The 19,817-nt window shown below is 47.7% G+C and carries 20 protein-coding genes; 18 read left to right on the plus strand and 2 right to left on the minus strand.

The genetic code is table 11. The features are described from left to right. Window positions 1–43: 43 nt before the first annotated feature. Window positions 44–1,264 (minus strand): CoA transferase, encoded by a 1,221-nt coding sequence (locus DHAF_RS01615; protein WP_015942675.1) that lies wholly within the window; start codon window positions 1,262–1,264, stop codon window positions 44–46. Between the two features lie 692 nt (window positions 1,265–1,956). On the opposite strand from DHAF_RS01615, the gene DHAF_RS01620 reads away from it, so the two are divergent. From DHAF_RS01620 to DHAF_RS01700, 17 genes are all read left to right on the plus strand, one after another. Beyond that, window positions 1,957–3,237, plus strand: coding sequence for an MFS transporter (locus DHAF_RS01620; protein ID WP_015942676.1), 1,281 nt, complete (start codon window positions 1,957–1,959; stop codon window positions 3,235–3,237). 23 nt (window positions 3,238–3,260) lie between these two features. Beyond that, a complete protein-coding gene (locus DHAF_RS01625; protein ID WP_015942677.1) occupies window positions 3,261–4,328 on the plus strand; it encodes a CaiB/BaiF CoA transferase family protein in 1,068 nt (355 codons plus the stop codon). 95 nt (window positions 4,329–4,423) lie between these two features. Beyond that, entirely contained in the window at window positions 4,424–5,575 is a 1,152-nt protein-coding gene (locus DHAF_RS01630; RefSeq protein ID WP_015942678.1) for an acyl-CoA dehydrogenase, read from the plus strand. A 42-nt stretch (window positions 5,576–5,617) separates the two neighbouring features. Next, the gene (locus DHAF_RS01635; RefSeq protein WP_015942679.1) at window positions 5,618–6,388 is read left to right on the plus strand and encodes an electron transfer flavoprotein; all 771 of its coding nucleotides are present in this window, start codon (window positions 5,618–5,620) and stop codon (window positions 6,386–6,388) included. Window positions 6,389–6,406: 18 nt separating this feature from the next. Further along, complete coding sequence (locus DHAF_RS01640) at window positions 6,407–7,300, plus strand: FAD-binding protein (RefSeq protein WP_015942680.1); 894 nt, start codon at window positions 6,407–6,409, stop codon at window positions 7,298–7,300. Between the two features lie 76 nt (window positions 7,301–7,376). Then, window positions 7,377–8,669 carry an FAD-dependent oxidoreductase gene (locus tag DHAF_RS01645; protein ID WP_015942681.1) on the plus strand — a complete coding sequence of 431 codons (1,293 nt, stop codon included), beginning with the start codon at window positions 7,377–7,379 and terminating at the stop codon, window positions 8,667–8,669. Beyond that, window positions 8,666–8,962 carry a 4Fe-4S dicluster domain-containing protein gene (locus DHAF_RS01650; protein WP_015942682.1) on the plus strand — a complete coding sequence of 99 codons (297 nt, stop codon included), beginning with the start codon at window positions 8,666–8,668 and terminating at the stop codon, window positions 8,960–8,962. Before DHAF_RS01645 ends, DHAF_RS01650 begins: the two co-directional genes overlap by 4 nt. 25 nt (window positions 8,963–8,987) lie before the next feature. Continuing rightward, window positions 8,988–10,520, plus strand: a complete 1,533-nt coding sequence (locus DHAF_RS01655; RefSeq protein WP_015942683.1) for a class I adenylate-forming enzyme family protein — start codon at window positions 8,988–8,990, stop codon at window positions 10,518–10,520. Between the two features lie 30 nt (window positions 10,521–10,550). Continuing rightward, window positions 10,551–11,189, plus strand: a complete 639-nt coding sequence (locus tag DHAF_RS01660; protein WP_015942684.1) for a flavodoxin family protein — start codon at window positions 10,551–10,553, stop codon at window positions 11,187–11,189. 350 nt (window positions 11,190–11,539) lie between these two features. Continuing rightward, window positions 11,540–11,980, plus strand: coding sequence for a MarR family winged helix-turn-helix transcriptional regulator (locus DHAF_RS01665; protein WP_015942685.1), 441 nt, complete (start codon window positions 11,540–11,542; stop codon window positions 11,978–11,980). Window positions 11,981–12,164: 184 nt separating this feature from the next. After that, window positions 12,165–12,689 carry a GNAT family N-acetyltransferase gene (locus DHAF_RS01670; RefSeq protein WP_015942686.1) on the plus strand — a complete coding sequence of 175 codons (525 nt, stop codon included), beginning with the start codon at window positions 12,165–12,167 and terminating at the stop codon, window positions 12,687–12,689. A 29-nt stretch (window positions 12,690–12,718) separates the two neighbouring features. Next, a complete protein-coding gene (locus tag DHAF_RS01675; RefSeq protein ID WP_015942687.1) occupies window positions 12,719–14,275 on the plus strand; it encodes a PucR family transcriptional regulator in 1,557 nt (518 codons plus the stop codon). A 142-nt stretch (window positions 14,276–14,417) separates the two neighbouring features. Then, the gene (locus DHAF_RS01680; protein ID WP_015942688.1) at window positions 14,418–15,827 is read left to right on the plus strand and encodes an aminomethyltransferase family protein; all 1,410 of its coding nucleotides are present in this window, start codon (window positions 14,418–14,420) and stop codon (window positions 15,825–15,827) included. A 214-nt stretch (window positions 15,828–16,041) separates the two neighbouring features. Continuing rightward, a complete protein-coding gene (locus tag DHAF_RS01685) occupies window positions 16,042–16,593 on the plus strand; it encodes a cyclodeaminase/cyclohydrolase family protein (RefSeq protein WP_274532760.1) in 552 nt (183 codons plus the stop codon). A 158-nt stretch (window positions 16,594–16,751) separates the two neighbouring features. Then, window positions 16,752–17,063 carry an AbrB/MazE/SpoVT family DNA-binding domain-containing protein gene (locus DHAF_RS01690; protein WP_015942689.1) on the plus strand — a complete coding sequence of 104 codons (312 nt, stop codon included), beginning with the start codon at window positions 16,752–16,754 and terminating at the stop codon, window positions 17,061–17,063. Then, window positions 17,053–17,337 carry a type II toxin-antitoxin system RelE/ParE family toxin gene (locus DHAF_RS01695; protein WP_005810370.1) on the plus strand — a complete coding sequence of 95 codons (285 nt, stop codon included), beginning with the start codon at window positions 17,053–17,055 and terminating at the stop codon, window positions 17,335–17,337. The genes DHAF_RS01690 and DHAF_RS01695 overlap by 11 nt, the downstream gene beginning before the upstream one ends. Before the next feature lie 128 nt (window positions 17,338–17,465). Further along, entirely contained in the window at window positions 17,466–18,077 is a 612-nt protein-coding gene (locus DHAF_RS01700) for a MarR family winged helix-turn-helix transcriptional regulator (protein WP_015942690.1), read from the plus strand. A 441-nt stretch (window positions 18,078–18,518) separates the two neighbouring features. Here the strand turns inward: DHAF_RS01700 and DHAF_RS01705 are convergent, their stop codons facing one another. Further along, window positions 18,519–18,752 carry a DUF1659 domain-containing protein gene (locus DHAF_RS01705; protein ID WP_005810364.1) on the minus strand — a complete coding sequence of 78 codons (234 nt, stop codon included), beginning with the start codon at window positions 18,750–18,752 and terminating at the stop codon, window positions 18,519–18,521. Window positions 18,753–18,970: 218 nt separating this feature from the next. On the opposite strand from DHAF_RS01705, the gene DHAF_RS01710 reads away from it, so the two are divergent. Further along, window positions 18,971–19,810, plus strand: a complete 840-nt coding sequence (locus DHAF_RS01710; protein WP_015942692.1) for a DUF3102 domain-containing protein — start codon at window positions 18,971–18,973, stop codon at window positions 19,808–19,810. Window positions 19,811–19,817: the final 7 nt, after the last annotated feature.

A 19,817-nucleotide genomic window follows, 5' to 3' on the forward strand; every position in this document is an offset into this window, starting at 1 on the left:
CCCCGCAGGGTCTGGGATGCTTTTAACGTCAGGAAAGGATCGATTAACAAGTGGGATCTTGCTTGAGAATATTCTTGGCATAGAAATCCTTGATCTGCTCTGAGCTATAGCCAAGCTCTTCAAGAACATCTTCATTGTCTTTTCCGTAACTGGGCGCTGCCCGCCACACTTTGCCAGGATTGTTTTTCAAGCGGGGAGCGATGGCCGGGGCAATGAATTTGCCCCCTTCAAAGGCATCGTATTCCTGGAATACGCCCCGGGCTTTATAATGAGGATGATCATACATCGTTTGGTAAGTTATGATGGCACTGGAGACGATGCCATGGGCGTTAAGCTCTTTTTCAGCTTCCATAACGGTCCTCACGGCACAAAACTCTTCAAGTCGCTGGTGCAGCAGCTCAGCCCCGGGGGTTCCTTTGAAGACAGCGTATTTATCCGATGGGAAATCCGGTGAGCCGAATTCAAGGCCCAGGAGGGGCAATCCTTTTTGCAGAGTAAGGGTACTGAGGAAGAAGGTATAGACATAGCCGTCTTGGCATTTATAGGGTTGACATCCGGCAAAAGTAGGACTGGAAGCACCGGAACGTTTCCGTTCAATCTTGTAGTTGATCCAGTCGCTGGGGAACCCGGCTTGGATCATCAGCAAGGCTTCAAATTGTGCGCAGTCAATGCTTTCACCTACGCCGGTCTTTTGGGCGTTAATATAGGCAGCCAGAGTTGCCCAAGAACCAGTCAGGCCGGCAACATAATCCCCCATATAGGCCGGCGCCGGAGCGGGAAGCCCATCGGGTTCGCCGTTCATATTCATAAAACCGCTGAAAGCTTGGCCGATGGAATCATAGGACCCTCTGCTGAGATATTCGGGTTCACCGGTTTGACCGTATCCGGAGATATGAGTAATGACAAGCTTTGGATTAACTTTCCAAAGCTCTTCGTCACCCAAACCTCTTTTATCCCAGGTACCGGCCTTGGAGTTTTCAATAAAAATATCGGCGTCTTTGAGTAAGCTTAAGAAGATCTCTTTTCCTTCAGGTTTGACCACATCCAGGACGATGGCTCTGTGATTACGGCGATCCTTGTTCAGATAGGACAGTGAATCGGTGGTTCTGAATTGGTCTTTTACGATAGGACTTTCGACAAAAATTACATCTGCACCAAAGTCGGCCATCATAGCAGCGGCAAAAGGGCCGGCAACAGACAATCCGCAGCTGATGACCTTGACTCCGGATAAGGGTCCAAACTTTGGAATTTCTGAACTTTTCATGACATAACCTCCATTAAAATAATTATTGATCATGGTCTGAACTGAACGCTTGCACAGGGTTCTCACAGCGTTTGGCTATGCAGAACACAGACCGATCTGCTCTATATATAAGCAATTACCATGCCAAAGTCCCAGCGGTTAAGGACTTTGGCTTTTTGCCGTGTTTATCCAGTCATTCCAGATCAATCCCTTTTCTGGCCTGCCTAAAACTGTACGATTTTGTTTCACAACGGAGAATAGCTACAATAAGCGGCTTAAACGCCCTGAAGAGCTTGCTCCTCATCAGCTGCCAGAGGCAGCGAGGGAGGGAAGCATCATCCTTGCTTTCAGGCAGAAGTAAGGGGGAGCAGGTCAGAAGACAACCGGGCCGGGGGGTGGCGTTTGTTTGTGATCTATTATACATGACACAGAACGATACAATTCTTGACACTTCCCTCACAACCATATAGGTAAGGGCCAATTAGGGGCGGTTTTAATACTTGGCATAAAAGTTGCATTTGTTAAGGGGTGTGGTAAGAGAGCAAAGCAAAGGAAAGGAGAGGTGGGAAAAGCATCCATAGTAAAGGGGCACCAGGCAAATATTTCAGAAGCATTTCAGAAGCAAGATAAGAGAGGTGATCACAATACCAATAAGTGAAAAAGATCGTTAACCCCAAAAGACGTTCGATTTTAATTTTGAAGGGAGAATAACAATGAGTACAGCCACCCCCAATAAATCCGGTGGATTCCACTATGCCTTCGTGATCGCCATAGCTTGTTGCGGAATTTTGGGAACAGTCGCAGCTTTGACCTTTAATGCAGCAGGTGTATTTTATGGTCCGGTTAGTAGTGCCCTGGGTGTGGGCAAAGGAACCTTCGCTCTTTATATGTCTATCTTATTGGCCGTTTGTACCATAACCCTTACCTTTGCCGGTTCTTGGTATTCCAAATACAGTGCCCGTAAAATTCTGATGGCTATTGTGGTGATTAATGCGGCAGCCTTCCTCCTCATGTCCCAGGCAACCTCAGTCTACACCTTCTACATTGCCGGTGGGATGATGGGTTTCTGCCAGGCCTTCGTTCTTTATCTTTTGGCGCCGACCATGATTCCCCGTTGGTTTAAAAAGAGCGCCGGTACCTTTATTGGCATCGCTTCTGCTTTTACCGGTGTAGGCGCTATCATCTTCAACCCGATTGCCGGACAGACTATTACCAATTCCGGCTGGCAGCAAGGCTATTTGATTTATGCCATCACCACCCTGGTCATCGGTCTGCCCTGCGCCTTCTTAATCCGCAACTACCCAAGCGATATGGGTTTGAAGCCCTACGGGGATACAGGGGAAACCGTTGCTGCCACAACAGCTGGCCTGACGGGGGTATCCAGGGCGTTTGTTATTAAAACCGTAGTCTTTTATGTAGCTCTTTTGTTCGCTTTCTGCAATGCTTTTGTTACCAATATAAATTTCTATATTCCCGTATATTCCACTTCTCTGGGGCTTGCTCTGACCGTAGGTGCTACGGCCGCTTCTGCCAGCATGTTTGGTAATATGATCGGCAAATTCATTCTTGGTGCCGTTGCCGATAAAAATGTACGGGGAGCATTATTTATCGGTCAGGTGGGCTCGATCGCCGGGATCCTGATTCTTTACTTCCTGGGACCTGTCAACCCTTTGTTTATTATGGGAGGGGCTTTCCTCTATGCCTGGGCCAACGCCGTCAATAGCGTCGTGATCCCCATGGTGATTAAGGAAGCGTTTGGCAGCAGAGATTACGGAAAAATCATCAGTAATATATCCATGGCCCTGTCCTTCAGCTCCACTATCGGTTCTTCAGCATGGGGGTTCATCGTCGATGCCACCAACAGCTATGCTTATGTCTTTATCACTTCCGCTGTGCTCATGGCCGTCTCCTTAGCCGCCGGCAACTATGTCATGAACGGAGGCAAGAAGCTTCCTCATTTGACTGCAGAGCAAGCGGCAAAGGCTAATCAGTAATCATTAAGAGAGGAGGATTAATCTTGCTGTCAGGAATAAAAATCATCGATTTCACTCGTTACTTTCCCGGACCGGTTGCAACTTTGCGCTTAGCGGAACGGGGAGCAGAGGTTATCAAGATCGAGGATAGGGCGGGAGACCCGGCCAGAACCATGTTCGACACCATTAATGGAGAAGAGGGATGTGTTTTCCGCTCCCAAAGCCGTGGGAAGAAGAGCGTTGTTCTTGACCTGAAACAGAAAGAAGACTACCAAAAGGTTGCCGAATTAATAGCTGATGCGGATGTTGTGATTGAAAGCTTCCGCCCCGGCGTGGCGAAAAGACTGGGAATCGATTATGAAACTATGCTCAGGATCAATCCTTCTCTCGTCTATTTATCTTTATCAGGCTTTGGTCAGAATACCTCTATTTCATCACTGGGAGGCCATGACTTAAACTATATGGCTTACAGCGGTGTGCTGGCCCAGCTGACAGATGAAGAGGGCAGACCGATCAAGCCCAAGCTGGCTTTAGCCGACCTGCTTGGCGGCGTAGTGTCCAGTGAAGAAATACTGGCTGGTCTGGTGCAGCGGGAAAGAACAGGCAAGGGCGTGTATCTGGATGTTTCGATCACAGAATCAATGATGGCCTTATTAGGCATTCATGTATCTCACTACTCCGTTACCGGAGAAGAACACGGGATCAATGATCACGGTATTGCCTACTCTATCTATGAGACCAAAGACGGACGCTATATGACTCTGGGTGCCCTGGAAGAGAAATTCTGGAAGAACTTCTGCCAGGGAGTGGACAGAATGGAGCTGCTCCCTTGGCAAGGAACCGCACCCGAAGCCGGTAATCCCTATTATCAGGAAATGGTAAAGGTCTTTAAGAGCAAAACCTTCAAAGAATGGGCGGAGTTCTCTCGGCAAGTGGACTGCTGCCTGGCTCCTGTCCTGGCAGTCAGTGAACTTAAGGAACAGCAATTCGTCAAAGAAAGAAACTTTATTGAGCATAAATGGGGGATGGACTATGTGGCTACCCACTACAGGCAAGGGAAATCTTTCTTGGACTTTGCCGCACCTTACCCCAAATTGGGAGAACACAGCTAAGATAATCCGATCATCAAGGAGCCATTTATAGTGAGAGTAACCTTAAGGTTAATTTTGCTGAATGATAGTCATGTGAAACAAAAGGAGAGAGTGAAATGGATTTTAGAATGAGTGAAGAACAAGAGCTCTTGCTGGAGAGCCTGTGTGAATTGATCGCCAGAGAAGTTACGGAAGCCGATGTGAAAACCTGGTATGAAAACCATGCCGTATCCGAGAAATTCAATAAAGCCTTCATCGAAGCAGGCTTTGGTTTTCTGGGCATTCCCGAAGAACATGGGGGCACACCGGCCGATGTCACCACCCTCATGCTGGTGTCAGAAGAAGTGGTTCATCAAACCTGCGCGACGATTCCCCTCTTGTCTAATATCTTGAATATGTATGACGTGGTCGAGTTCGGGACTCCGGAGCAAATCAAACTGACCATGGATATTACCAAAGAAACCGGCAGCCCGGCTTTCCTGCTGGCTATTTCTGAACCTCAGGCAGGATCGGACAATATGAGAATGACGACTACCGCCGTTCATAAAGATGGAAAAGTGATTCTCAATGGCAGCAAAACCTGGATTACCCATGGAGGAGTGGCACCTTACGCCCTGGTATTTGCCAAAGAAGACAATTCCGACTTAACCAATAAGGCGATCTCCATGTATCTTGTCCCCAGCGATACCCCTGGCATTAAATTCGCACCCCTGCATAAAATTGGCCAGACAACCACTGTCTTCGCTGAAATGTATCTGGATAATGTAGTTTGCGATGAAAGCTGCTTAGTGGGCAAAAAAGGGGAAGGGTTTATGCAGCTGATGAAAAACCTTGAAGTAGAACGGCTGTTGATTTCCTCCTTCTCTTTAGGTTTAGCCCAAGCCGCTATGGATGATGCCGCCGCCTATGCCGGGCAAAGAATGCAGTTTGGCAAAACCATCGGCAGCTTCCAGCTGATTCAACAAAAATTGACGGACATGGAAATCAAAATAAAAAACATGCGCAATATGCTCTATGAAGCGGCCTGGAAAGCCGACAACGGTATTTCAATTAAGCTGGACTCCGCTTTAGCCAAGCGTTATATTTGCATGACGGCAACGGAAGTATGCTATGAAGCAATGCAAATCTTCGGGGGACTGGGCTATACCACGGAAACCCGGGTTTCCAGAGCTTGGCAGGATGCCAGAGGCTGGGAATTCGCAGGCGGTACCAATGAAATTATGGTTCACATTGCCGGCAGAGAAATCGTCAAGAAATACGCGAAATAATCTCCCGAAGGCCATAACGAGAATAGACATTGAGGTGTAAATATGAACATTATTGCATGCTTTAAAGTGGTGCCTGAAGAACAGGATATCACCATAAAACCCAACCGGGAGATATCTTTTGAAAAGGCTCCCCTGGCGATCAGCGCTTACGACTTGAATTGTATTGAAGCCGGTATCCAGCTGGCAGAAGCCCATGGTGCCAGCCTGATCGGCGTCAGTGTAGGTGCAGCCAAGATCGATGATTCCAAATTAAAGAAGAATGTTCTGTCCCGGGGGCCGGAAAGCATCTTCATGATCGCCGATGATCAATTGGACAATCTGGATACCTATCAGACCGCCAATGCCTTAAAAGGGCTGATCGCAAAAATTGGGGACTATGGTCTGATCCTTTGTGGTGAAGGCTCCGCCGATCTCTACGCCCAGCAAGTGGGTCCCCAACTGGGACAGCTTCTCAACCTGCCCACCATCAATAGCGTCAGCAAGCTTACCTTAGAAGGTGATAAAGCCATCGTCGAACGCACGTTGGAAAACGAAGTTGAAAACCTGGAAATTGCCTTACCGGCAGTCGTGTCTGTAACCTCAGATATCAACCTGCCGAGGATTCCCAGCATGAAGCAGATTCTGGCCGCCGGCAAAAAGCAGGCCACCATCTGGAAAGCAGGGGATGCAGGTGTCGGGGCTGTCAAGGGGACCATTGAAGTCATCGAGACCAAGGCACCGGAACAAACCGATCGCAAGCAGGATATTGTCCAAGGGGATTCCGATGAAAGTATTAAAGAGTTCGTTGCTAAAATACGGGAAATATTGAAGTAGGGGCAGGTGGAAAAAGAAATGAAAGTATTTGTATTGGCAGAGAGCCGCAAGGCCCGCTTGGAACTGACTGCAGGTGCCCGTCCCTATGGGGAACAGGTGGAAGTCATCGTCATCGGTAACGATAAGGATAGTGCAGTCGCAGACAAAATCTGGTCCATTCCAGCACAAGAAGGGGCTATGTTCGAGGACTATACGGAGACGGTTGCCGCCCTTTTGCATCAAGAACAGCCCCAATTGCTGCTGGTTGAGCCTACCAAAAGATGCAAGCTCATGGCGGGCAGACTTGCCGCCATGGCAGGCACCAGTGTCATGACGGATTTGATCGACCTTACGGAAGACGGCGTAGGCAAGCATCTGGTATATGGGGGGGCAGCCATACGCAAAGAAAAAGCCGCTACCAGTCTGGCCATTGTCATGGTGGGACCCGGAGTGTTGTCAGGAGCCGATGAAGGCGGAAAAGGAGAGCAGGAAGTCTTCCCCTTTGTTCAACCGAGCCATAGAATCCAAGTGGTGAGCAGGGCGAAAAAGGAAAAATCCAGCGTGGATCTGGCCAGTGCGAAACGGGTCATCGGAGTAGGACGAGGAATTGCCAAAGAAGAGGATCTGGGCATGATCAGGGAGCTGGCAGCCGTTATCCATTCCGAAGTAGGGTGCTCCCGTCCCATTGCCGAAGCGGAAAAGTGGTTGCCTAAGGAAACCTATATCGGTGTATCCGGCTTAATGCTTGCCCCTGAGGTCTATGTAGCCGTCGGTATCTCCGGGCAGGTCCAGCATACGGTAGGTATGAACAGATCCAAGGTCGTGATAGCCATCAATAAGGATAAGAATGCAGCAATTTTTGCCCAGGCTGACTATGGGATTGTCGGAGATTTATACAAGGTCGTCCCAGCTTTGATCGAGCAGTTAAAGTAAAGAAAAGCTGCCTGGGACGAGGGGGAAATATAAGATATTTCCCCTTCGTTCCTACACCAGAGGAGGAGTTATAGAAATGTCTGATGATCGATTTGATGCCATTGTGGTCGGTGGCGGGATAGCCGGTACTGTGACCGCATATCTGCTGGCCAAGGAAGGTCTGGAAGTCATGCTGGTCGAGCGGGGGAATTACTCCGGCAGCAAGAATGTAACCGGCGGACGCATTTACAGCCATAGCCTGGAAAAGATCATGCCCAACTTTGCCCAGGAAGCGCCGGTAGAACGTAAAATTACCCGTGAAAAAATCAGCCTGATGACAGAAGAAAGCAATGTCACCCTTGATTTCAGTTCCACCAAACTGGGAGAACAAGGCCGTGATTCCTATTCCGTCTTAAGAGGCGTTTTTGACCAGTGGCTGGCCACTAAAGCGGAAGAGGCGGGGGTTCAGATCATCCCCGGTATCCGTGTCGATGATTTGATCCTTAGAGAAGGAAAGGTCTGCGGAATCATTGCCGGTGAGGATGAACTGGAAGCCAATGTGACGATTTTAGCCGATGGGGTAAACTCTCTGCTGGCTCAGAAATTAGGTTTCCGAGATGAGCTGCAGCCTAACCAGGTTGCCGTAGGGGCCAAAGAAATCATTGAATTACCGGCACAGACCATTGAAGACCGCTTCAACTGCAAAAAAGGGGAGGGAACCTCTTGGCTGTTTGCCGGGACCCCTTCGGCAGGGAAAGTTGGCGGGGGATTCATTTATACTAACAAAGAAAGCATTTCACTAGGGGTGGTCAGTACTTTAAGCGAGTTGATCAAAGCCAACAAAACCCTTCCGCAAATGCTGGAGGATTTTAAAGCCCATCCCTCCATCGAACCGTTAATCAAAGGCGGCAAGATGGTGGAGTATTCCGGCCACCTGGTTCCCGAAGGGGGACTGACCATGGTGCCCAAGATCATTGGCCATGGTGTCCTTGTTGTGGGAGATGCGGCCGGATTCTGTATTAACTTAGGCTACGCTGTGCGGGGGATGGACTTTGCGGTGGGTTCTGCGGAATGTGCGGCCAAAGCAGTGCTGAAAGCCAAAGAAGCCCAGGATTTCAGTGAGAGTTCTCTTCAGTGCTATCAGCTTTTCTTGGATGAAAGCTTCGTCATGAAGGATCTGAAACAATACAGGAATTTTCCTCATTTCCTTGAGGAAACCCCCAGGATTTTTGATGGCTATCCCAGGCTGGCGGCAGATATCATGAAAGACCTATTTGTGGTGACCGACAATCCACCCCAACCCCTTATGAAAATGATGATGAAAAATATCAGGGAAATCGGACTGCTGAACATTGCCAAGGACTGCTGGAAAGGAGTGCGTTCCCTATGATCATCAAGAATAACGTCAACGTCGATCACAAACTGGGCATCAATAAATTTCATGTGGATGAAGAAAATGCCCATATCGTTTTAAAAGAAGACAACCTGGACATGAAGGAATATCAGAAACTGGTGATCGCCTGCCCGGCAGGGTTATATAAGATCGACGAAAAAGGAAATCCCCAATTTGACTATGCGGGATGCTTAGAATGCGGAACTTGTCGGGTGTTGTGCGGCAAGACCATTATAGAAAAATGGGAGCTTCCCCAGGGAACGCTGGGGATAGAATTCAGATTCGGGTAATCCCTTGGCGAAGGAGATAAGGACAATGGATATGAGGCAAACCTTCGAGGGTCTGTTGGATTACTGGGGCGGGAAAACACCGGACAAAGAGGCAGTCTATGATGGACTGAGGCGCATGAGCTATGGGGAGCTGAAAAGAGAGGCCGGACAGCTGGCAAAGGCTCTAGCTTGTTTAAACATTCAGGCAGGGGATAAGGTACTGGCCATTCTGCCTAACTGGCATGAATTTATTGTTCTATTTTTTGCATTGGCCAAAATGGAGGCGGTCCTGGTTCCCTGCGGAGTTTCTTTAACAGCAAAGGAAATCAGTCAACGCTGTCAAATGATTCAGCCTAAACTGGCATTTGTTTCCGGCCATGATCAACTGAGGTGGCTGGAAGCAGAGGCTGGATGCTGTAAAATAATTGCGGTGCGTTTTGAAGATAAAAAAGCAATGGGGTATTCGGAATTATTGGCCTTAGGGGAAAAAAACCGAGAGCAAAAGCTCCCGGGAAAAAGGCAAGACGAGGTTATGTGCACCATTATCTTTACTTCCGGGACAACAGGTGCTCCCAAAGGTGTGGAACTAACCGACAGGAGTATCATGCAAACGGCCATAAGCATCGGCATACGTTTAGAGAGTTCCCATAGGGATGTATTCCTGGTACCCCTCCCCTGCACACACTTGTTTGGCATTGTGACAGGAATGGTGGTGCCCTTGTATGTTGGCGCCAAAATCGTGATCATGGAAAGGTTTAGGGCCAAGGAAGCCCTGAAGCTCATTGAACAGGAACAGATCACCGTCCACCATGGCGTGCCCACCATGTTTATTCGGGAGCTGGAAGACTATAAAGGACATGAAGTCAACCTCCAGTCCTTGAGAACAGGCGTTGCAGCAGGTGCAATCTGCAGCGAAGAGGTGCTGAAGAAAATCACGGACATATTTAAGTTTAACCTTATGGTTGCCTATGGACTTACCGAATTTGTAGGGGTTTCAATGACAACCTTAAGTGATACTATAGAAGATAGATTGAAGACGGTGGGGAAGCCTTATGAGGGGATACAGGTGAGGGCCGTTCACGAGAGCGGGAGGACGGCAGAACCGGGAGAAGTGGGGGAACTTTGCTGCAAAGGATATGGCGCAATGAAGGGATATTATCAGCTGCCTGCTCAAACCCGGAAAGTATTGGATGCGGAGGGCTGGCTGCACACCGGAGACCTGGCCAGGATAGATGAACGCGGCTATATCACAATCGTGGGCAGAAAGAAGGAGGTTATCATCCGCGGAGGATATAATATCTATCCCCGGGAGATAGAAGAAGTCTATTATAACCATCCTGAGGTCATGGAAGCATGTGTCATAGGCCTCCCCCATCAGGATTTGGGAGAACAAACGGTTGCTTTTATCCAATTAAAAAGCCACTCCCAACAGACAGCCGCCCTTTTGCGCGAATATGCCAAAGGGAAGATAGCCAAGTACAAGGTGCCGGATCGGGTCCTTCTAGTAGAGCAGCTGCCTAAACTCAGCAACGGAAAGATCGACAAGAGAGAATTGGGGAAGATGGCAGTTTCCCTATAGCCTCCCTGAGGAGAGGTAAGGAGGTCAGGAATGAAAATATTGGGGATAAACGGCAGCCACCGTAAGGGAAAAAACACGGCAGCACTGCTTAAGTTAGTGCTGGAGGAAACGGAGAGACTGGGCTGCTCTACAGAACTGCTGGAGTTAGCTGATTTGGATATAAAGCTCTGCATCGCCTGCAACGTCTGCCTCAAGCAATCCCGCTGTTCCGTTGCCGGTGATGATATGGCTATGGTGGAGCATAAGCTATTAGAAGCAGATGGCATTTTGCTTGGCTCACCGGTTTATTGGAGCAATGTTACTGCTTTAATGAAAAACTTTATGGACCGCAGCCGCTATTTGCATATAACGAGAAATTTACTGGCCGGAAAGGCAGGAGCCGCAGTGACAAACGCCGGTCTACTTCATGGCGGGCAAGAAGCCACGTTAAAGATCATGGAAGGTTTTTTGCAGGCTCATGGGCTGCATATCGTGGATGCCCGCAATCCTAATACCGGGATTTTTACCATTGGTGTGGTGGGAGCTATGATGTCGGGATTCAAGGAAGATAAGGCGGTCTGGCGGCGCAGTGGGGCAGATGATGAATTAGTCCAGGCAACATCCAGACAGCTGGGAAGAAATATGGTGGCATTGATCCAACAGCTGAGTGGCGCATCTAAAATGACGTAGTCTAAGACATGCTTATTGCTTGGATATAGAGTAAGAATACCCGTCATGGTTCACAAGGCCCTGACGGGTATTCTTATAGAAGCTCTTTTAGCTTGCATGCCAGGATAAAAAACCTTTTTAGCAAGCGATCAAACCTGCGTTCTTTTTGCCTAGCTTGTTGATCAGGAACAAGGCAGATGGGCCACTGACTGCTCTCTGCATCAAAGAAAACAAAGGAAACAGAAGCATCGGGCCATTGGTGCAATTAAGAAATCTTCGAGGCCCAATTCTATGATTGTCGCCGCCACGATTGAGTATACTCAATAAATTGGTAATTGCCTCTATGATGGTAGAAAGTGAGGTTGAGACGTATGACGTCTTTTTATGAATATACCAGTGGTTCTCTTGGACATAAGCTTAATAAGTCTGCCCGCCTGATTACTCATAAGTTGGTAAGAAACTTTCGCGAGAGTGATATTAAGATCAATGCGGAACAATGGAAGATCCTTCTTTATCTTTACCAAGAAGATGGGCAGACTCAGACCAGCTTAGCCGAGTCCACTGGGAAAGATGAGCCCAGTGTTTCCCGAATTGTTAACACGATGGAAAAGTTTAATCTGGTGTTCCGCACCCGACACCCCAGCGACCGTCGTACCAACTTGATCTTCCTAACGGAAAACGGCAGAGATATGAGAGAGACGCTCATGTCCATGGGTAAAAAAACAAACAGAGAAGTTACCGAGGGCATTGCCCTTCAAGAAATAGAAACTTGTATCCGCGTGCTTGATAAAGTCATCGAAAATCTTTCCTGAACCTAACGTTTTATCGAATACTGTCAGGGCAGGATTTTTAGAAAATCAATGACTTCCTTTACTAACTTCTACTAACTTCCATGTATATTGGGAGTATAATTAGGATGACGTATAGTTAACGTTTGTCGATTTGCATTAAAGAACAACTAAATTTAAATTAAAAAAAGAAAAGGTTAAACGCCCTATGATTTTAGAAACGGCAAGATTGATTTTAAGGGAAATGACCCAGGAGGATTTCCCGGCGCTTTGCAAGATTCTTCAGGATGATGAAGTGATGTATGCTTATGAGGGAGCCTTCAGCCTGATTGAGGCTCAAGTATGGTTGGACAGGCAGATCGAGCGTTGCCGTAAAGACGGGTTTGGTCTCTGGGCAGTTGTTTTGAAGGAAAGCGGAGAAATGGTCGGCCAGTGCGGCTTGACGATGCAGGGGTATAAGGGTGGTCAAGTTCTGGAAGTGGGTTATCTGTTCCAGAAGGAGAGCTGGCACTACGGCTATGCCACTGAGGCGGCTATCGCCTGTAAAAAATACGCTTTTAACGAACTTAAGGCCCAGGAAGTTTATTCAATCATCCGTGACAGCAATACTCCTTCCCAAAATGTGGCCAAACGGAATGGCATGACCTGCATCGATGAGATGGTTAAGCACTACCGGGGCGTGGATATGCCCCACTTGGTTTATTGCGTTAAGGCTCAACAGCAAAGCAACTGAGCTGTTGTGATGAAGAAGGGCGGTGAACTATGAAGCTTAATTTAGCGGTATTTGCTTATCATTTAGCTGATTATGCCCCAAGGCTTTATGATTCAGAGGTTCACGGGTTAGGGATCGGGGATGTACGATTTATAGACAGGCAGGAAACATTTCTGTCTGAGTCTGTGTACATTGGTGCGTGGGATAAGTTGCAAGCGCTGATAAGGCCTCCTTCCTATGTTGTATGTATCGGCAGGGATGAAACCACAGACCGGTGGCTGGAGAAGCATGGGGTGAAGGCCCTGATTCTGGACTCCGAAGTTGAATTGAATGAGGTCTTTGAAAGGCTTCAGGATATTTTCCAGCATTACAACCGTTTGGAATCTGAATTGCTGGAGGCCGTTTTATGCAAAGAGCCCTTGAATGTTTTGCTGAATATCTGTGCAAAATTCTTTGCTAATCCGACCTTTATCACCGATGCCGCGCTATGTTTAGTCGCAACCTGCGATAATTTTGCCCACCCGGAGACAGATCGGGCCTGGCAAGAGACTATAGAATCGGGACGATCAAGTTCAGAACTGCTCTTGCTTATGAAGCGAAAAAAGCTGACCAACCTCCTCAATACCTCCCGAAAAGCGGAATTTGTCAATGTAGGCGAAAACTATTCCAAGATCATCTGCGCCAACTATTTTGATCAGGAAGTGAGGATTGCCACCTTTACCGTCAGCGAGGCGTACACACCCCTGAGTCCCCTGCAGGCAGGTCTTGTCGACCATGTGGCAAAGCTGCTGACCGCAGAGGTCAGGAAACAGCACAAGGCATCCTCCCGTTACCTGTTTGCGATTCGCAGCAATATCAGCAATCTGCTCCATGGCCAAAAAATTGATGGGGCTATCCTGAAAACTAATTTTGCCCACATCGGCTGGACCGACCAAGAGGATTACCGGCTTCTGAAAATCCCCTTGACTGCCGCGGAACTGGCGGACGGCACCGCCGGTCATAACAGAAAAATCTATGAAAGCATTTTCCCCCACTATGTCTCTCTGGATCTGAATGAGGTGCTGATCCTGGTTATCCGCTGCGCCAGGGATACGGAAGCAGACAAACGTCGTTTTGCTGAACTGAAAAAACATCTTAAAAATGAAAACGCCGCTTGCGGCGTCAGCAAAACCTTTCATGATTTTGACATGCTGGGTGAGGAATACAAGCTTGCCAATGCAGCCCTGGAAATCGGCAGTTGGAAATATCCTAAGGAAGCTCTTTACTTCTATGAGGATATGATGCTGGAACATCTCTTCAGTGAAGGCAGCCGTATTTTTAATCTACGCTCCTTATGCCACGATTCGGTGCTGCGGATCGCCGAGCATGATCAGCAGAATAACAGCAGCTTGCTGCAAACCCTGAAGGTTTACCTGCTGCAGGAAAAAAGCCTGCTTGCGGCTTCTCAGGAGCTGCATATCCATCGCAATACGCTGGTTTACCGTCTAGGCAAAATTGAGCAGATCAGCGGCCTGGATTTAAATTCGCCGCTGATCCGCCTGCAGGGGATCTTATCCTGTCTGATCCTGGAATATCTGAATGGATTGGAAGAGAAAGCTCCTGACTGATGGGGGATTGTACCGGGAGGACAAATTGCAATCCTTGTTTTAGTACCGCCGGCACATTGTTTGGAGCCTTGTTGCTATCTATAGTTAGAGATAAGCAGAAAACGCTAAAAAACAATGAAGTGTGAAAAAGGGGGTACTTAACATGAGTTCAGACAACCAAAGAGCACAATTTCAAGTGGTTACCGGCAATGAGAGCCCCGCCATTTATCATCAGTTCAGCCCGGCCCTGGAAACAGCGACCTTGCTGTTCCAGATGGCGCCCGGCCTTCTTGTACCTTACGAATTTGGAGGCGTCGAATATGAAATCGATGGTTACAGAAAGAGTGCCTGGATTGGCACAACACTGATGATCAGTCCGATTTACGACGTGGTTGGACCGGATGCGGTTAAGTTCTTAAACTCGATCTGTGTGAATGACTTTACCAATTTGACCACTAAAGGATTAAGGCATGCGGTCATCTGCAATGATCAAGGCCAGGTTTTAACGGATGGGGTTGTGATTCGGATTGGTGAAGACAGATACCGTACCTATTGGCTGAATCCCCCGATTGATTATTTTCTGAAAACCAGTGGGATGAATGTGGCCGGTGAAGATCTGAGCGGCACTGAATACTTCATCCAGATTGCCGGTGAAAGATCTTTGGAAATTCTGGAGGATGCTTTTGCAGCGGATCTCCATGATATCAAGTTTGCCACCCACCGCAAGGCGAGCATGGACGGAAAAGAAGTGGAAATTATCCGTCTCGGCATGTCGGGAAACCTTGCCTATGAAATCCATGGCCCCATGGCTGAGTTCGACGAAGTATACCGTAAAGTCTGGAACAGCGGTCAGAAGTTTGGCGCCCGGAAGTTAGGAATGCATGCCTATAACCTGTTTAATCATACGGAAGCCGGGTTCCCCAATATCCATCTTCATTATCCTCTTCCCTGGTTTGAATCAGGGGAGGATATGGCCAAGTATATGCTGGCCAATCCTCAATATTCTATGTATAATCTCAATCGCAAGTTGGTAGGAAGCGTGGGTGAGGAACTGCAAGCCCGTTTTGTGACTCCTTATGATGTGGGCTGGGGGTTCCTGGTCAAATTCAACCATGAGTTCAGAGGCCGTAAAGCCCTGGAGGAGATTGCCAAGAACCCTCCCCGTACTGCTGTAACCCTGGAATGGAATGGTGATGACGTAGGCGCGGTATTTGCAACCCAGTTCAAGCCCGGCGAAGAAGCCTGCGAAAGCATAGGGGCTGAATCGGAAGGGGTGTTCACAAGCAATACTTTCAGAGGCGAGATGGCTTATCGTGCCGACCGTGTTCTCTACAACGGTAAAGATATCGGCATCAGCTCCGGCCGAATCGTTTCTTATCACTACAACAGCATGATTTCTCTGGGTTTCATTGATCCGGCCTATGCCAAAGGGGGTACAGAACTGACTCTGATTTGGGGTACTCCAGGGACCCGGCAGATGAATATCCGCGTCAAGGTCGCCAGATTCCCCTATAATGGAGATTTCGTCAGAAACGAGAATAAGGATGTGGAGGAAATCCCTCGTCATAAATAGATTACGGCAAATTATTTGAACCCGGTTCCGAATGGGACCGGGTTTTTGCGTCATCAGACAGTCGTACCGCCTCGTTTGGTTCAGCTTAAGGACTGGAAAAATTTTCGTGAGCAATCCAGGTGTAGGGAAACCAGAGTTGGAAAAAATACCATAGAGCTATGAAGTGGTGAATTTAAACTAGAGATGGGGTGAGAGTATTCTTTTTGACGAAACCATACATGTTTTTTTGGAAAAAGTTGCGTCGCTGCCGTCTACACCTGCAGGGGGAAGCGTTGCCGCGTTAAATGCCGCATCCGCTGCGGCGCTGGCGGAAATGGCCTCCAGATTGACGGCTGATAAAATGGAGGATGGGGCACTGGCTAAAGAACTGAAAGGGATGGCAGAAGTATTCCATAGTTACAGGGTGAAATTTACCGATGCTATTGATGAGGATGCCAAAGTATTTTCAGAAGTGTTAAGTGCTTATAAGCTGGCAGCGGATAGTGCCGAGAATCGTAAAATAAGGGATGAAAAAATCCAGGAAAGCTATAAGAAAGCTGTAATCGTACCTATTAAGCTGGCGGAAGACATCTGGGCAATGATGCAGTTGATCAAAATGCAGCACCACCATATTGGCGACAGCTATATTACGGATTCTGCCCAAGCCTATATGTTGGCGGAGGCGGCCTTGAAGTCTCTGCTCTATCATATAAAATCAAACCTTATGTATATCAGGGATAAGGAGTTCACCGAAAAAATCGAAGAGGTTTTGGAGCAATTTGGATAAGAGGGCAAAGGGTAGAGAGGAATGAAACGATGACTTAAAGCGCTTACGATGGAGGAGGCGCTTTTTCTTGTACCGTGAGAAGGATAACTTGTAATTCCATTCTTAATTGCATATAATTTATAACAGGAAATTCTGATTTTCGGAAAAGAGGAGAGCTTATGCGAACTTTGGCAAAAAGACATTCTTATGGTGTTGTTCAAATGAAGAAGAAAGCTATTCTTACTATTCCCAAGGAGGTTCGTCTTGCCTTGCACCTGGCCGATGAAGGTGAACTATTTGAAATAATCGTTGATAACGGCAAGATTATCTTAGAGCCGAAAACTTTAATTCCTAAGGAGCAAGAATGGTTCTGGACAGAGCGGTGGCAAGCTGGTGAGCGTGAAGCGGAGGAAGATATTAAAGCCGGTAGAGTCTCTCCCGCGTTCGATAATGTTAAAGACTTGCTGGAGGCTCTAAATAATGAAGATTAAGTTTACTTCACGTTTTAAACGCTCCTATTCTAAGTTGCCTAAGGATATACAGCTTTTATTCGAAGATAAAATTCATCAATTTAAAGAGAACTGGCGGCACCCTTCATTTCGTACTCATATGCTAAAAGGTACGAATGGGATTTGGTCCGCCAGCTTAAATATGGAGTATCGTTTTACGTTTAGCTTTACTTTTGAAGTAGATGCTGAAGGTAATACCGTGTGCCTATTAAGAGACATAGGCGATCATGACCATATTTACAGAGAGCCTTATTGAGGGGCTTTTTTTATTTGGCGAAAAAATATTTAGTCAAGTACTTGACGTATGAGGTGATTGTTGCTAAACTATAGTCAGGTACTTGACTATAGTAACTCGAAATAAAATTAAAAACGGGGGTGCATCACATGGGTGAAACAAAAAAAGAGATCTTAGGACGGTTCATGCGTTTGCAAGGGTTGCTGCATCGCTATCAGGCACAGAGCTTTATGAATTTCGGGCCTTGGGGTAATCCGCAAAGAGGACAGGGAAGGGTTCTTGCCCTCTTGAAGCTAAAGCCTGAAATCAGTCAAAAAGAATTGACCTACTTGCTGGATATGAGCAAGCAGGGGCTGGCGGAACTTTTAAATAAGCTGGAGAAAAATGAGTTCATCACCCGCGAAACATCGGAAGAAGACCGGCGCAGTGTCAACATCAAGCTGACTGAAAAAGGCGCCGCCGTAGCCGGCGAGATGGGCGATATGCCGCCGGAATTGGAAAAATTGTTTGATGTTTTAAATAATGAGGAATTGGCCAATCTCAGCGACTATCTCAAGCGCATCACGGAACGGCTTGAGGAACAGTTCACCGATGGCGACGGGGATTTGCGCAAGCAGATGATGGAGAGACTCAGGCAGTGCCATCATCACCATGGCCGCAACTTTGGCGGACACAGGGGTGATTTCCACGGCTTTTATGGGGGCGTATTTCCCCACAGACGAGGTGGCAGACGCGATGATGACGGCGAGAGAGAAGAGTAGGGTCAAGTGTTTGCGGTACCTTTTGACTTAAGGCTTCCGGAAGGCAACCAAAAGGATGAAGAGACAACCTTTGTAGTCCAGCCGGATCTTCTCATCATTTACCTTGCAGGAAAACGGACGTTTTGGCAGCCCCGAAGTTTACACAGAGGAATCTAAGGTTCGGGTCACCGTTTTTCCGGAGCTGGTCGTTGATTTGGGTTTGGTTTTCGAAGGAATGTGAAATGTTCAGAGCTTCAATTAGCTTTTTAAGCTTATTTTCAAATCCCTCACTACTGGATAAACGGGTGTTTATCTATGTTGGGAGGGATTTTTTTGTTCATTTCACTTTTAGGGGCTGGCTATGAGCAAGGTATGGCCATAGTTAAAAATCTGCGGTTTTAAGTGCTTAGAGGGGGCTGGGTGGAAATTCAGACACAGCCCCCAGTCAGGATTGGGAGGGTATTAGTCCTCCGGTTCTTCCACTAACTCCGTGCTATCCCGCAGGATCACAGCAATGAGCGGATGCTCTGTGAGACTGAATAATGCCACAGCAATCTCATGGAGGACCGCATGATCAACACCGGGTCTCACATAGTTTAAGCTTTTTTGCTTAATTTGAGGATCACCGGCAGGTGTCAACCCATCTTGATATTTCAACACTAAGGTTGAAGTCAAAGGCTTATCGACAATAGCCATATTTTTTTCCCTCCCCTCTAAGCCAGAGGCCGATAGGTTCGGCATGGTTGTATAGTGTATGAAGCTGCCTGTACTATGGTTACTATTGGAACGCACTTTTGTCCAAGGAGCCTTAATTATCTTTATTGACGGCTCCAATCCTCACACTTGTCTGGGGTTTGGCATATCCTATAGCGGTATCTGAAAAGGTATTCTGAAAAAAGGATGGGCAGGCCGATATGAGGATGGAAAATTCCAACAGGACGCCTGGGCAAATAGCGTCTGAAATTAACGTTATCAAGGAACAAAGTGGAAAAATGCTGCTCAGCAATGCCATAGAGATCGGGCGGCGTCTGACAGAGGCCAAAGAGCTGGTACCCCACGGGGAGTGGCTCAAATGGCTGACTGAATCCGTGAGTTACTCCCGGAGCACGGCCAGCAGGCTGATGAAAATTTTCCGGGAATACGGGCCGATACTCTCCTCAACCGATGGGGAAGAGGGCTCAAATGGTGCACCGGTGCACCATTTGAACTACACCCAAGGGATTGCCCTCTTTGGGATCTCGGTAGAGGATCGGGACCAATTTATAGCGGACAATGATGTGGGAAAGATGAGCAAGCGGGAGCTTCAGCAGACGGTCAAGGTAAGGGAGCGGACGGCTGAGGAAGAAGAACGCCGGGAACCGGAGAATCAAGGGGTGCAAAATCAAGAAAAGACAGAAGAGGCAGCGGATAAGGCAATGGATAAGCCCCTGGAACTGATCCCGGTGGAAAGGAAGATCATCAAGCCGAAAACTGTGCCAACTGCTCAAACTGAGCTACAACAAGAGGACGCTAATCCCGAGAGCATGAAATATAACGCCCAATACGCCACGCATCGCGACACTATGCTCAGCGCTTACGGGGAGCTGCTGAAAACCCTCGTCGCTTTAAACAGAGTGGACCCGGTGAAGAAAGAAGCCAACAGGAAAGAGGCGTTAAAGATAACGACGAACATGGCGGAGACGCTGAAACAATATCCTCCGGCGATTAAGACTAATTTGAAGATTAAAAGGACGGAGCCTGGTGCGCCAAATTAGTAAAATA

Origin of the sequence: Desulfitobacterium hafniense DCB-2 (genome assembly GCF_000021925.1) — a bacterium.
GTDB classification, from domain to species: domain Bacteria; phylum Bacillota; class Desulfitobacteriia; order Desulfitobacteriales; family Desulfitobacteriaceae; genus Desulfitobacterium; species Desulfitobacterium hafniense.

Bases quoted from the DNA above. Each gene is read 5' to 3' on its own strand.
- DHAF_RS01615 (WP_015942675.1), bottom strand. From the start codon at position 1,264: ATGAAAAGTTCAGAAATTCCAAAGTTTGGACCCTTATCCGGAGTCAAG.
- DHAF_RS01620 (WP_015942676.1), top strand. From the start codon at position 1,957: ATGAGTACAGCCACCCCCAATAAATCCGGTGGATTCCACTATGCCTTC.
- DHAF_RS01630 (WP_015942678.1), top strand. From the start codon at position 4,424: ATGGATTTTAGAATGAGTGAAGAACAAGAGCTCTTGCTGGAGAGCCTG.
- DHAF_RS01635 (WP_015942679.1), top strand. From the start codon at position 5,618: ATGAACATTATTGCATGCTTTAAAGTGGTGCCTGAAGAACAGGATATC.
- DHAF_RS01640 (WP_015942680.1), top strand. From the start codon at position 6,407: ATGAAAGTATTTGTATTGGCAGAGAGCCGCAAGGCCCGCTTGGAACTG.
- DHAF_RS01645 (WP_015942681.1), top strand. From the start codon at position 7,377: ATGTCTGATGATCGATTTGATGCCATTGTGGTCGGTGGCGGGATAGCC.
- DHAF_RS01650 (WP_015942682.1), top strand. From the start codon at position 8,666: ATGATCATCAAGAATAACGTCAACGTCGATCACAAACTGGGCATCAAT.
- DHAF_RS01655 (WP_015942683.1), top strand. From the start codon at position 8,988: ATGGATATGAGGCAAACCTTCGAGGGTCTGTTGGATTACTGGGGCGGG.
- DHAF_RS01660 (WP_015942684.1), top strand. From the start codon at position 10,551: ATGAAAATATTGGGGATAAACGGCAGCCACCGTAAGGGAAAAAACACG.
- DHAF_RS01665 (WP_015942685.1), top strand. From the start codon at position 11,540: ATGACGTCTTTTTATGAATATACCAGTGGTTCTCTTGGACATAAGCTT.
- DHAF_RS01670 (WP_015942686.1), top strand. From the start codon at position 12,165: ATGATTTTAGAAACGGCAAGATTGATTTTAAGGGAAATGACCCAGGAG.
- DHAF_RS01675 (WP_015942687.1), top strand. From the start codon at position 12,719: ATGAAGCTTAATTTAGCGGTATTTGCTTATCATTTAGCTGATTATGCC.
- DHAF_RS01680 (WP_015942688.1), top strand. From the start codon at position 14,418: ATGAGTTCAGACAACCAAAGAGCACAATTTCAAGTGGTTACCGGCAAT.
- DHAF_RS01690 (WP_015942689.1), top strand. From the start codon at position 16,752: ATGCGAACTTTGGCAAAAAGACATTCTTATGGTGTTGTTCAAATGAAG.
- DHAF_RS01695 (WP_005810370.1), top strand. From the start codon at position 17,053: ATGAAGATTAAGTTTACTTCACGTTTTAAACGCTCCTATTCTAAGTTG.
- DHAF_RS01700 (WP_015942690.1), top strand. From the start codon at position 17,466: ATGGGTGAAACAAAAAAAGAGATCTTAGGACGGTTCATGCGTTTGCAA.
- DHAF_RS01705 (WP_005810364.1), bottom strand. From the start codon at position 18,752: ATGGCTATTGTCGATAAGCCTTTGACTTCAACCTTAGTGTTGAAATAT.
- DHAF_RS01710 (WP_015942692.1), top strand. From the start codon at position 18,971: ATGAGGATGGAAAATTCCAACAGGACGCCTGGGCAAATAGCGTCTGAA.